Source organism: Kitasatospora sp. NBC_01246, from assembly GCF_036226505.1.
Taxonomy (GTDB): domain Bacteria; phylum Actinomycetota; class Actinomycetes; order Streptomycetales; family Streptomycetaceae; genus Kitasatospora.
This window is the reverse complement of record NZ_CP108484.1, coordinates 3,856,748-3,869,547: the sequence shown is the minus strand read 5'-3', so window position 1 is coordinate 3,869,547 and position 12,800 is coordinate 3,856,748. Positions and strand designations below refer to the sequence as shown.

General features: G+C 72.9%; 11 protein-coding genes. 8 read left to right on the top strand and 3 right to left on the bottom strand.

Translation table 11 applies throughout. The features are described 5' to 3' along the window. Positions 1-3: 3 nt before the first annotated feature. A complete protein-coding gene (locus OG618_RS16930; protein ID WP_329488285.1) occupies positions 4-1,521 on the top strand; it encodes a DHA2 family efflux MFS transporter permease subunit in 1,518 nt (505 codons plus the stop codon). Between the two features lie 755 nt (positions 1,522-2,276). Here OG618_RS16930 and OG618_RS16925 read toward each other — a convergent pair. Next, positions 2,277-3,521: a helix-turn-helix domain-containing protein gene (locus OG618_RS16925; protein WP_329488284.1), complete on the bottom strand. Its 1,245-nt coding sequence runs from the start codon at positions 3,519-3,521 to the stop codon at positions 2,277-2,279. Between the two features lie 111 nt (positions 3,522-3,632). Beyond that, entirely contained in the window at positions 3,633-3,806 is a 174-nt protein-coding gene (locus OG618_RS16920) for a hypothetical protein (protein WP_329488283.1), read from the bottom strand. A gap of 193 nt (positions 3,807-3,999) precedes the next feature. Here OG618_RS16920 and OG618_RS16915 point away from each other — a divergent pair, with 193 nt between their 5' ends. From OG618_RS16915 to yczR, 4 genes are all read left to right on the top strand, one after another. Then, positions 4,000-4,977, top strand: coding sequence for a ParB/RepB/Spo0J family partition protein (locus OG618_RS16915; RefSeq protein WP_329488282.1), 978 nt, complete (start codon positions 4,000-4,002; stop codon positions 4,975-4,977). A gap of 210 nt (positions 4,978-5,187) precedes the next feature. Continuing rightward, entirely contained in the window at positions 5,188-6,183 is a 996-nt protein-coding gene (locus tag OG618_RS16910) for an NAD(P)/FAD-dependent oxidoreductase (RefSeq protein ID WP_329488281.1), read from the top strand. A 61-nt stretch (positions 6,184-6,244) separates the two neighbouring features. Next, positions 6,245-6,565: a hypothetical protein gene (locus tag OG618_RS16905; protein ID WP_329488280.1), complete on the top strand. Its 321-nt coding sequence runs from the start codon at positions 6,245-6,247 to the stop codon at positions 6,563-6,565. Beyond that, entirely contained in the window at positions 6,562-7,998 is a 1,437-nt protein-coding gene (gene yczR, locus OG618_RS16900; protein ID WP_329488279.1) for a MocR-like transcription factor YczR, read from the top strand. Before OG618_RS16905 ends, yczR begins: the two co-directional genes overlap by 4 nt. 16 nt (positions 7,999-8,014) lie before the next feature. On the opposite strand, the gene OG618_RS16895 is transcribed toward yczR, so the two are convergent. Beyond that, complete coding sequence (locus OG618_RS16895) at positions 8,015-9,292, bottom strand: MFS transporter (protein ID WP_329488278.1); 1,278 nt, start codon at positions 9,290-9,292, stop codon at positions 8,015-8,017. Between the two features lie 87 nt (positions 9,293-9,379). Here OG618_RS16895 and OG618_RS16890 point away from each other — a divergent pair, with 87 nt between their 5' ends. From OG618_RS16890 to OG618_RS16880, 3 genes are all read left to right on the top strand, one after another. Continuing rightward, a complete protein-coding gene (locus OG618_RS16890) occupies positions 9,380-10,357 on the top strand; it encodes an ArsR/SmtB family transcription factor (RefSeq protein WP_329488277.1) in 978 nt (325 codons plus the stop codon). A gap of 53 nt (positions 10,358-10,410) precedes the next feature. Next, a complete protein-coding gene (locus OG618_RS16885; protein WP_329488276.1) occupies positions 10,411-11,697 on the top strand; it encodes an MFS transporter in 1,287 nt (428 codons plus the stop codon). 357 nt (positions 11,698-12,054) lie between these two features. Beyond that, positions 12,055-12,756: a hypothetical protein gene (locus OG618_RS16880; protein WP_329488275.1), complete on the top strand. Its 702-nt coding sequence runs from the start codon at positions 12,055-12,057 to the stop codon at positions 12,754-12,756. The last annotated feature ends 44 nt before the right edge of the window (positions 12,757-12,800 follow it).

Below are 12,800 nucleotides of genomic sequence, written 5' to 3'. Positions count from 1 at the left end.
GCCATGACCACGCACGCCCCCAGCACGCCCACCCCGGGCGCACCGGCCCGGAGCGCATCCGCCCCGGATGCGCCCGCCCCGACCCGGGCCGCCTCGGCCCGTTCCCGTGCGCTCGCCCTGGCGGTGCTCTGCGCGGGGATGCTGATGATCATCCTGGACGGCTCCATCGTCACGGTGGCGCTGCCGGCCATCCAGGCGGACCTCGGCTTCTCGTCGGCCGACCTGACCTGGACGGTCAACGCCTACCTGATCGCCTTCGCCGGACTGCTGCTGCTGGCCGGCCGGCTCGGCGACCTGATCGGCCGCAAGCGGGTCTTCGTCGCCGGGCTCGCCCTCTTCACCGCCGCCTCGGTGCTCTGCGCGGTGGCCACCGGCCAGGGCATGCTGATCGCGGCCCGCTTCCTCCAGGGCGTCGGCGGGGCGATGGCGTCCGCGGTCAGCCTCGGCATGATCGTCACGCTCTTCCCCGAGCCGGGCGAGCGCGGCCGGGCGATCGGCGCCTTCAGCTTCGTCGGCGCGGCCGGCGCCTCGATCGGCCAGGTCCTCGGCGGCGTCCTCACCCAGGCCCTGAACTGGCACTGGATCTTCCTGATCAACCTGCCGCTCGGCCTCGCCGCCGTACTGCTCGCGGTGCGGGTGCTCGACACCGACCGCGGCCCGGGCCTGCGGGCCGGCGCCGACACCCTCGGCGCCGTGCTGATCACCGCCGCCCTGATGCTCGGCATCTACACCATCGTCGGTACCGGCGAACACGGTTGGGCCTCCGCCCGCACCCTCGGCCTGGGCGCGCTCGCCGCCCTGCTGCTGGCCGGCTTCCTGCTGCGCCAGGCTCGTGCCGCCCAGCCGCTGCTGCCGCTGCGGATGCTCCGCTCCCGGACCGTCGCCGGGGCGAACGTGGTGCAGGTCCTCGCGATCTCCGGGATGTTCGGCTTCCAGATCCTGCTCGCCCTCTACCTGCAGAACGTGCTCGGCTACGGCGCGGCCGCGACCGGTCTGGCCATGCTCCCGGCGGCGGTGTCCATCGGAGCCGTGTCGCTCTTCCTCTCCGCCCGGCTGAACGCCCGCTTCGGCGAGCGCAATGTCCTGATGGCCGGACTGGCCCTGCTGGTCGCCGCGCTCGGGCTGCTCGTCCGGCTGCCGGCGGACGCCGACTACGCCGTCCACCTGCTGCCGACCATGCTGCTGATCGGCGGTGGCGGGCTGGTGCTCTCCGGCCTGACCGCGCTGGGCATGTCGGGCGCCGGCGCGGCGGACGCGGGCACCGCCTCCGGCCTCTTCAACACCACCCAGCAGGTCGGCGCGGCCCTCGGCGTCGCCGTCCTCACCACCCTCGCCGCCGCCCGGACCGGAACCCTGAGCGGTGCCGGAGACCCCGCGGCCGAGGCGCTGACCGGCGGGTTCCGCCTGGCCTTCGCGGTCGCGGCCGGGCTGCTGGCGCTGGCCCTGGTGGTCACGGCCGTCGTCCTGAAGCCCGCCGGGGCCGCGAGCTCCGCCGAACGGCCCGCGGCGGCGGTGCTCTGACCCGCCGAACCGGACGGGCCACCGGGGCATCCGCCCCGGTGGCCCGCAGGGCTGTCGCGGCGTGGACGGGGCCGGCTGTCAAGGATTCGGAAGGGATTCCGGGGCAATTCTCATGTCCCCCGTCAGGACATGTCGGCTATGCCGGTCTTCGTGGGTTCGCGGAACGGTGCTAAGTGGCCGGAGATCTTCCGGATATGGGCATTAGGTGTGATCATCGCCAAATTCAGGACGGAATCCGTGGCGATGGGGAAAGGCACCCGGCCGTCCTCCCGCCCCGGCGTGCGCCGGAGCGTGGCGCCGCGGCGGGGGAGACACAGGGAGCGCGGGAGCGCACGAAAGGGCACCGCGAAGCCGTGCGACGGGGCAGTACGCGAGGGCAGCGTGAGGGCGGTACGGGGGCAGCACGAGACGACCGGCGGCGAGCAACGGCGACGGCGGAGGAGGCGCGAGGGCGGTACGGGGGCAGCACGAGACGACCGGCGGCGAGCAACGGCGACGGCGGAGGAGGCGCGAGGGCGGTACGGGGGCAGCACGAGACGACCGGCGGCGAGCAACGGCGACGGCGGAGGAGGCGGGGTGCTGCGCGGGTGGCGGCCGGCGGGGTCGGCACGGGGCCACCGAGGGGGCGCGGTGCGCGAGTGCTGAGCCGGGTTCTCCGGCCGCCGGCACATCGCGTCGCGACGTTCGAGCGGGGTCCGTACTCCACCGGTGGGTCGGATCGTGACCGACGGTGACCGGAAGGCGGACCGGTCGGCTCAGGCGGGGCGTTCGGCCTGGGCCAGCGTGACGGCGAGGGAGCGCCAGACCTCGGAGGCGAGGTCGATGTTGGCCGCTTCCTGGGCCTGTTGGGCGAGTTGTTCGAGTTCCCGGATGGCGGCGTCGCGCTCACCGTTCAGGATGCGCAGCTGGCTGCGCAGCATGAGGTGCCGGACGCGGTCCCGAAAGGAGAGGTGCTCGGGGTGGTCGCCGAGCCGTTCGCAGAGCTCCAGGGCGGCCGGGTGGTCGTCCTGGTGGAAGGCCAGGTGGGCCCGGAGGGTGAGGAACTCCTGCTGGTGGACCGGCAGGTTCAGCAGCTCGACGGCCGGGGCGGCCTCGCGGAGCCGGCGTTCGGCCTGGTCGGTGCGGCGCGGGTCCATCCGCAGGTAGAGCGAGGCGGCGGCGAGTCTCAGCCGCATCCAGAGCACGAGTTCCTCGTTGCCGGCGCCCAGCAGGTCCATGGCCTGTTCCAGCAGGGCGGCGGCCTCGGCGTGCCGGCCCTGGCGGATCCGGATGCTGCCGGCCGTCCAGAACGTCTCGGCGCGCAGGGTGACCGGGAGTTCGTCGACGAGCCGGAGCACCTGGTCGGTGTGGTCGAGGGCCTCGACCAGCCGGCCGGTCTCGGCCTCGACGGAGATCAGGACGAGCAGGGTGCGGGTCAGGTCGCTGCGGGAGAGCTGGTGCTCGGTGGCGAGTGCGTAGGCCTCGGTGGCCATCCGGTGGGCGGCGGGGACGTCGCCGGTGGTCCTCTGACATCGGGCGAGCTGGACCCTGGCTCTGACCTGTAGGTGCGGGTGTTCGATCTGGTCGCTCAGCTCGGTGAGCGACTGCAGGGTGCGCTGCTGGTCCTGGCGGGCGCCGCTCTTGCGCTGGTTCTCGGCCAGCATCCAGAGGGACTGCCAGCGCAGCGCGGGGTGGGTCGGGACGCCCTGCTGCACGGTGTCCAGCAGCATCCGGGTGGCGTCCTCGGCGTCGCTCCCGGAGACCACCATGGCGAGCGTCTCGGCGGTGCGGTCGGTCGGTTCGGCCTGGAACGACGAGAGCGGCAGGTCCAGCTTGTCGCAGAGGTAGGCCACCGCGCGGTCGGTCGGCGGGCGGCTGCCCGACTCCAGACGGGAGAGGTAGGCGGCGGACATGCCGGGCCCTGTCAGCTGGGCCTGCGAGATGCCTCGGTTCTGCCGGATCGTCCGTAGCCGGATGCCGAAGTAGGGCTGTGGCAGGGTTTGGAGGGACGTCTGGAGCATGGCGACGACACTGCCACAGCGCCACCGCCATTTGTCAAGCCCGCACCGGGGCCCCGGCAATTCTGTCAACCGGGGCCCGCGCGCAGTGGAATCAGGGCTGGTCGGAGCGGCTCACGGCCACTCGATGTCGCCCTCCTTGCCGTCCGGTACGACGATCGTGATGTCCTTTCCGGCCGTGGTGGCGGAGCCCGAGTGGGCCGTCAGGGCATGGATGCTCTGGGCGGCGCCGAATGCGAGGACCACCGCCAGTCCGGTGAGCGCGAGCGTGCGGCGGAGTGTGTTCATCGTGCTTTCCCTAGGGTTGTTCAGCAGTGAATCCTGGCGGCGGTACGGGCCGGCTTCCCCCCGATCACTCCGCAGCGGCAACGTAGCCCACCTGGGGTTATTTGACAAGCATCTGCCAAAGAGATTGACAAACTTGGCAAGCGATCGAAGGGTGCTGTCTTATGAGGCTGTAGCGGAGAAGGGGGTGGTGGCAGTGACGGGGGCTGTCACGTCCGAGGTCAACAGCGTGCCGATCGCCGAGTTGAGGCCGGCCGACTCGCCGCGGCTCGCGGGCGAGGACAGCGGACATGTAGAGACGCTTGCCCAGAGCGGGACGGCCTTCGACCCGATCCTGGTGCACCGGGCCACCCGGCGGGTGGTCGACGGCATGCACCGGTTGCGCGCCGCCGCCATGCGCGGCGAGCGCCAGATCAGGGTGCGGTACCTGGACGGGCCGGAGGAGGAGATCTTCATCCGCTCGGTGGAGGCCAACGTGGCGCACGGCCTCCCGCTGACCCTGGGGGACCGCCGGGCGGCGGCCACCCGGATCCTCGCCTCCCACCCGGGCTGGTCGGACCGGGCGATCGCCCGCACCACCGGGCTGTCGCCGAAGACCGTGGGGGCGATCCGGCGCCGGTCGAGCGAGGAAAATCCTCAGTCGAGCGCCCGGGTCGGCCAGGACGGGCGGATCCGTCCGGTGGATCCGGTCGAGGGGCGCCGGGCCGCGGTCGCGCTGCTGACCGAGCGGCCCGAGGCGACCCTGCGGGAGATCTCGCAGGCCGTCGGCATCTCGTCCAGCACCGCGCACGAGGTGCGCCGGCTGCTGCGGCAGGGCGAGGACCCGCTCCGGCTGGCCGGCCGGGTCCCGCGGCAGGACCGCCGCGCCCTCCCGGCCCGGACCGCCCAGCGGTCCCGGACCCCGGAGCCGGCCGACCGGTCGGGCATCCTGGAGCGGCTCGCCAAGGACCCGTCGCTGCGGTTCACCGAATCCGGCCGGCTGCTGCTGCGCTGGCTGGGCACCCACGACTTCGACGCGCGGACCGGTCAGGAGCTGATCGCCGCCGTGCCGCCGCACTGCGCCGCCGCCGTGGCCGACCTGGCGAGCAGCTTCGCGCGCGAGTGGAGCCGCTTCGCCGAGGAGCTCGCCCAGCGCGCCGACGTCCCGGACGATGGCCGACCCAAGGCTTCTTGACGCTCGATCAGAGGCGTTGCGAGGATCGACGCGCTGCTGCCGTGAGTGCGACGAGAGCCCCCGGCGTGGTGGCTCTCCGCGCGTCCGTCCCGCCTTCTCCCGTGCCCGGCGCCCGCAGCGCGCCGGCACCGCCGGCCCCGGATCCCGGGCCGGCGCCCTGGCCGGCCGGACCGCGACCATCCCTGCTTCCGAACACCAAAGGAGACGGCCGTGGCGCCAGCCACCGAGTCCACTGTCGACATCGCCATCGTCGGAGCCGGCCCCGCGGGCCTGTACGGCGCCTACTACGCCGGCTTCCGCGGCCTGACCAGCGCGGTCATCGACGCGCTGGAGCAGCCGGGCGGCCAGGTCGCCGCGCTGTACCCCGAGAAGCGGCTGTACGACGTGGCCGGCCATGTCGCGGTCAAGGGGCGGGAGTTGGTCGACAACCTGCTGGAGCAGGCGGCGACCTTCGACCCCCGCTACCTGCTCGGGCAGACCGCCACCACCCTCACGCCGAACGGCGCCGGGTGGGAGATCACCACCGACGCGGGCAGCCGGGTCCTCGCCGGGGCGGTGGTGATCTCGGCCGGCATCGGCCGCGTGGTGCCCCGAACCCTGCCGTGCTCGCTGCCCTTCGAGGGCCGGGGCGTCGCCTACCACGTGCCCCGGCTGGAGGAGCACCGCGACCGGGACGTGGTGATCGTCGGCGGCGGCGACAGCGCGGTGGACTGGGCACTGGCACTGGCCCCGATCGCCCGGTCGGTCACCGTCGTCCACCGGCGCGGCAGCTTCCGGGCCCACGAGCACAGCGTGAAGCAGCTGTACGCCGCCCCGGTCCGGGTCGTCACCGACGCCCAGGTCACCGCCTGCCACGGCGCGGACCGGCTGGAGGGCGTCACCGTCCGGGGGGCCGAGGGCGAACTGGAGCTGCCCGCCCAGGCGCTGGTCGCCGCGCTCGGCTTCTCCTCCCAGCTGGGCCCCATCGCCGACTGGGGCCTGAAGCTGGAGAACCGCCAGATCCTGGTCGACCCGGCGATGCGGACCAGCCTGCCGCAGGTCTACGCGGTCGGTGACGGCTGCACCTACGAGGGCCGGGTCCCGCTGATCTCGGTCGGGTTCGGCGAGGCCGCCACCGCCGTGAACCACGCGGCCGTGGCGCTGCGCCCCGGCGCCCAGCTGGCCCCGGAGCACTCCTCCGACTTCCCGCAGTCCGGTCCGGCCTGAGCCGACGACCGCCCCGACGCGCCCCGGCGCGTGCCGCCACACCGATGAGAGGAAGCCAATGATGACGACACCTCAGATTGATTCGGGCCAGTTCAGCGACGTGATCCCCGGAGTGGTCGACGGGACGGTCACGGCCACGCTCGACGCGGAGGGCAACGTCTCCCTCCACGTCCTGGTCGGCCGGCACGGCCGGAACTCCGAGCGGTGCGACCGCATCGAGTTCATCCTCACCGAGGAGAACGCCCGGCAGCTGGGCGAGATGCTGACCAACGCCACCGCCGCCCGGACCGGTCCGGTGCCCTGCTCGGTGGGCGTCCGGCTGAACTCCCCCTTCAGCGGGACCGAAGCGGACCTCGCCTCCGCCGGTCCGTCGGCGCGTTGAGCTACGCGCTGACGGCCTCCCAGGTCGTGCGGATGCTCGGCGAGTGGAGAGCGGCCGGCCCGGCCTACGCGGACCTCGCGGAGGCCTTCCAGGTGCTGATCTCCGACGGCCGGCTGCCGGCCGGCGCCCGGCTCCCGGCCGAGCGGACCTTCGCCGTCCAGTGCGGGCTCAGCCGCAACACCGTCACCGCCGCGTACCGGATCCTGCGTGAGCGGGGCTTCCTGGCGAGCGACCGCGGGGCGGGCTCGTTCGTCCGGCTGCCGGAGCCCGGCCGGCGGACGCGGGCCCCGTACTCGCTGGCGGCCCGCAGCGCCGGGTCGATCGACCTGGCGGTGGCCTCGCTGCCCGCGCCGGAGGCCGTCCTCGGCACCGCGACCCGGCTGGCCGCCGGTGACCTCGGCCGCTACTCCCACCTGCTCGGCTACGACGTGGCGGGGGTGGCCGACCTGCGCCGGACGATCGCCGAGGACTTCACCCGCCGGGGTGCGCCGACCGACCCCGGCCAGATCCTGGTGACGGCCGGCGCCGACCACGCGCTCGGCCTGCTCATCCGCCTGCTGTCGCGCCCGGGCGAGGCGGTGATGACCGACAGCCCGACGTACCCCAACGTGCTCGACCTGACCCGGGCGCTGGGCCGCCGGCTGCTGACCGTGGGCCTCGGCGCCGACGGCTGGAACACCGACGTCTGGAAGTCCGCGCTGCGCCAGGAGGCGCCGCGGCTGGCCTACCTGATGCCGGACTTCCACAACCCGACCGGCCTGGTGATGCCGGACTCCGCGCGGTCCGCGATCGTCGACGCCTCGCGCGGCTCCGGGACGTACCTGGTGGTGGACGAGGCGCTGCGCGAACTCGCGCTCGACGGCGGTGAGCTTCCGCCGCCGATGGCCGCCTGGTCGACGCCCGATCACGTCATCACCATCGGCACCATGAGCAAGACCTGCTGGGCCGGCCTGCGGGTCGGCTGGATCCGCGCCTCCAAGTCGGTGATCGCCCGGCTGATCGGGCTGCGCAACCTCGTCGACACCGGCAACTCGCTGCTCACCCAGCTCATCGCGCTGCGGGTGCTGGAGGCCGGCGCCGGCCTGCTGCGGGAGCGGCGGGAGCTGCTGCTGGAGCGCCGCCGGGTGCTGGTCGACCTGCTGGCGCGGGACTTCCCCGACTGGCGGTTCACGCTGCCGCACGGCGGGCTCTCGCTCTGGGTGGACCTCGGCGCCAGGCTGGGCTCGCCGCTGGCGCAGGCGGCGGGCCGGCGCGGGCTGGAGATCCTCTCCGGCGGCCGGTTCGGCGTGGACGGCACGCTGGAGAGCCATATCCGGATCCCCTTCGTCGCCGACGAGCGGACGCTGGTCGCGGGCTGCGGGCGCCTCGCGGAGGCCTGGCGGGAGGTCCAGCTGACCGGCCGGGGGAGCCGGCGGACGCAGGCGGCGGCCTGATGCCGGCGGGCCGGCGTCACGGGGCCAGCGCCAGCGGCGCCCCGCCCGCCGGCGCGGGTGCGACCGGCAGTTCGCGCATCCGCCGCAGCGGCGAGAGGAGGACCGGCAGGACGGCGAAGAGCTCGCCGATCACGCCGACCCACATCGCCTGGCGGACGCCGATGCTCTGGCCCAGCACCCCGCCGATCAGCGCGCCCAGCGGCATCGCTCCCCAGACCAGGAAGCGCACCGTCGCGGTCATCCGGCCCAGCAGCGGCTTCGGGCAGAGCTGCTGGCGGAACGCCACCCCGGTGATCTTGAAGGTCATGAAGACCACCCAGCCCAGCGCCTGGAGCGCCAGGGCGATCGCGAACCGCCAGTCGGCCTGGTACATCGGCAGCGCCAGCAGCCAGAGCACGGCGCTGGTGATCATCGCCGCGCACATCGCCGGCCCCTGGCCGAACCTGGTCACGATCCGCACCGTGACCAGGCTCCCGATCAGGCCGCCGACGGCCTCCGCGGTGAACACCAGGCCGCACAGGAACGGCGACAGGTGGAGCTCGCCGGCCAGCAGCACCAGCAGCATCGAGGCGCCGATGGTGCCGCACATGTTGGAGATCGCCGCGGTCAGCGTGATCGAGCGCAGCAGCCGGTCGCCGAAGACGAACCGCAGCCCCTCGCCGATCTCGGCCCGCAGGCTGGCGTCCGGGTGGATCTCGGGCCGCTCCTCGGGCCGCTTGATCCGGCCCACGAAGAGCGCCGAGAGGACGAAGCTCACCGCGTCGACCACGATCGCGACCGGTGCGGTCAGCGCGCCGACCAGCACCCCGCCCGCGCCCGGCCCGCCGACCTGGATGGTGCTGCGGCTGGCCTCGATCTTGACGTTGGCCTCCACCAGCTGGTCGTCCTCCACGAGGTGCGGCAGGTAGCTGCCGTGCGCCGCGTCGAAGAACGCGGTGCAGACCGACATCCCGAAGGCCACCCCGTACAGCTGGAGGAGCGTCAGGCAGTCCAGCCAGGAGGCGATCGGGACGGAGGCGAGCAGGGCGGCCCGGCCGAGGTCGCCGACGACCATCACCCGGCGCCGGCGCACCCGGTCCACCCAGGCGCCGGCCGGCAGGCCGATGAGCAGGAAGGCCAGGTATTCGAAGGTCACCAGCAGGCCCGCCTGGAAGGGCGTGGCCTTCAGCGTGCCGATCGCGACGAGTGGCAGGGCGATGAGCGTGACGGCGGTGCCCGCCTGGCTCACCGAGTCGGCCGCCCAGAACCGACGGAAGTCGGTATGGCGGAGGAGACTGGTGCGAGGCGGCGTCATGGCGGCCAACACCACCACCCTGGAGCCGGAACGGCCATTGTTTTAGTCTGGGCGAAAACCTCGCAGGGGCGGGCGGAGGACGAGGCCATGGGTGAACTGCGGTTCGGCGTGCACGACATCGTCAACATCAGGTTCGCGATCTCGCCGCTCTGGGAGACGGTCGCCAGCCTCCGGGCGGTCGCCGACCCGGGCCGGCACGTGGTCCATCTGCCGTGGATCAGAAGGGCGCTGGCGCTGCGGCAGGACCGCTCGCTGGTCGTTCGCACTGCGGCGCTCTCCGCCTTGCTGCCGAGGCGCGACCACGGGCCGGCCTTCCTGACCCCGTCGCCGCGCTGCCCGCTGGCCGAGATCGAGGAGGAGCTGGCGATCATGCTGGCCACCCCCGCGGAGGAGGTCCGGGCCGGCCTCGACCCGGCCTGCCCGGGCCGGCCCACCCCGCCGTTCGAGCGGCTGCTGGCCGAGGACCCGGAGCGGGCCCTGCCCGAGCTGGCCGAGGCCGTGCACGCCTGGTGGCTGGCGGCGGTGAAGCCGCACTGGCCGCGGATCCGCGCCGTCCTGGAGGCGGACATCGCCCACCGCACCCGCCAGCTCGCCGAGGACGGCATCCAGCAGGTGCTGGGCGGCCTCCACCCGAGCCTGCACTGGGTCGGCGACCGCCTGGTCTCGCCGGACCTCCCGGCCGCCGGGCTCGACCTCGGCGGCGCGGGCATCACCCTCACCCCCAGCGCCTTCGCGGGCCGCTGCCACCTGCTGACCGCCCGTCGGACCACCCCGCCCGGCGCGGTCTACCCCTCCCGGGCGCTCGGGGTGCTCTGGGAGCGCCGGGAGAGCGCCGGCGACGGTCTGGCCCGGCTGCTCGGCCGCAGCCGGGCCCAGCTGCTGGCCTGCACCGCCTCGCCGGCCACCACCACCCAGCTGGCCGCCCGTACCGGGCTCAGCCTGGGCGCGGTCTCCCAGCACCTCGCGGTGCTGCGCGACGCCGGACTGGTCACCAGCCACCGGTACCGGCGCGAGGTGAATTACACGGTCAGTGACCTGGGGACGGCCCTCTTGCAGCAGGCGTAGTTCCGGGCGGTATCGCGTTGACAGACCGACCGGCCGCGCAGCATGCTCCTCTGGTGTCCCAATCGAGCCCGGCGCCCAAAAAGAGCCTGATTTCCCACCACGATTTCCGGCAACTCTGGGCCGGCCAGTCCATCAGCCAGATCGGCTCGGCGGTCACGCTGCTGGCCCTGCCGTATCTGGCGATCAAAGAGCTGGACGCCACGCCTTTCCAGGTGACACTGCTCACGATGTTCCAGTACCTCGCATTCCTGCTGCTCGGCCTTCCGGCCGGCGCCTGGGTCGACCGAATGCGGCACCGCCGGGTGATGATCGTGGGCGATGTGGGCCGCGCGATTCTGCTCGGCTCCATTCCGGTCGCCCACGCCTTCGACGCGCTCACGCTGACGCAGCTCTACGCCGTCACGTTCGGCACCTCGGTGCTCACCCTCTTCTTCGACGTGGCCTACCAGAGCGTGCTGCCGTCGCTGGTGGCCGACGAGCAGCTGGTCGAGGGGAACGCCAAGCTCGAAGCGACCCGCAAGGTGGCCGAGGTCGGCGGGCCCGGGCTGGCCGGCGCGGTCATCAACGTGCTCAGCGCGCCGCTGGCCATCGCGATCAACTCGGTCAGCTTCCTGGGCTCCGCGTTCTTCCTGACCAGGATCCGCCGGCCCGAGCGGCGCGCCGAGCCCCGCCCGGACAGCAACCTGCGCAAGGAGATGGGCGAGGGCCTGCGCTTCGTGCTCGGCCACCCGATCCTGCGGCCGATCGCCGCCACCGCGACGATCTCCAACCTGTGGGGCACCATCGGCATCTCGCTGCTGGTCGTCCTGCTGGCGGACACCCTGCACCTGTCGGCGCTGCTGGTCGGCCTGGTGTTCAGCGCCGCGGCGGCGGGCGGCATCGCCGGCGCGGTCCTGGCGGAGCGGGTGGTCGCCCGGCTGGGCCAGGGGCCGGCCATCTGGATCTGCATGGTGGCCAGCACGGTCTGCTGGTTCCTCGCCCTCCCGCTGTACCAGGACGACTGGCGGCTCGCCCTCGGCATCGTGCTGCACGGCCTGGGCTGGATCCCGTTCATCATCTACAACGTCACCCAGGTCAGCTTCCGGCAGCGGGTGACGCCCAAGCACCTGATGGCCCGGATGAACGCCACGATCCGCTTCATGGTCTGGGGCGTGGTGCCGATCGGCGCCCTGCTGGCCGGTGTGCTGGCCGAGGAGTACGGAGTCCGGGCGGCGATGTGGGTGGGCGTGGTCGGCGAGCTCTTCGCCGTCCTGCCGGTGGTGGTCTCGCCGCTGCGCTCGATGCGGGAGCTTCCGACGGCGCCGGAGGACGAGCCCGCGGCGGCCCCCGCCACCGTCTGACCTCCGCTTTCCCCGCATTCCCCGGCCGGATGATCTCCGGCCGGGCCGCGGCGGCCCCGCGCCATTCGCGCACGGTTTCTCCGGACGCCGCCCGATTTCTCCCGCGGGTGGTTTCTCCGGACCCCCGGTAATTTCCCGGCCGGTGGCCGGCTCGATCCGTCGAGCCGGCCACCGGCCTTTTCGCGTCCTGGCACCCGGCGGGGCCATGGTGCCAAGCATGGCGAATTGGCACTGTCCGACCACCGCGCCGGTTGCTAGCGTCCTTATCGACGGGGAATGCGCCATTGAGCCGCACATTCGGAGCAGTATGTGGCGTCTCCCTGGCATGGCAGCGCATTGGTACTAGGAGGAAAACAAGTGGCAGCGGAAACCCTGGACCGCGAGAAGCTCGAAAACCTCGCGGCCGAGCTGATCGAGAAGCAGTTCCAGCGCGTCCCCAAGATGCGCGAGCTGCACACCGGCGAGTGGACGGACCGGGACTTCTACATCCGTCACATCACCGAGACCGTGCTTCGCATCCGGCTGAACAACGAGGTCGACACCTACGCCCTCTTCAAGGTCGGTTCGAAGGACGACACCCTCGCCGCCCACCTCGCCAAGTACCTGGCGGAGGAGTTCGGCCACGAGAGCATGTTCACCCGTGACCTCTTCAAGTTCGGCCTCACCCAGGAGGACATCGACGCCACCGATGTCTTCCCGTCGACCAAGAAGCTGATGGGTTACCTGCGTCTTGAGGCCGACTCGCGCGGCCCGGCGCCCACGACGGTCTGGGACTGGCTGGTCGAGTGGTACTCCGACCGCTACAACCCGATCATCACGAACAAGGCCGCCGAGGACTTCGGCCGCGAGTTCGTCGCGGGCACCGCGACCCACATCGAGTTCGACGAGTCGCACGACCACGACGAGCTGATGTTCCGTACGGTCGCCCGCGCGGTCGAGGTGTTCGGCACCCCGAAGCAGGCGTACCAGGACCTCACGACCTTCGTGGAGCTCATCGGCGACTACTTCGCCGAGCTCTACGAGCTGACCGTGGGCAGCAAGCAGCCCGCCGGGGTCTGAGTGAGAACGGCACGGGCGCGGCCTCCCGCCGCGCCCGTGCCGGC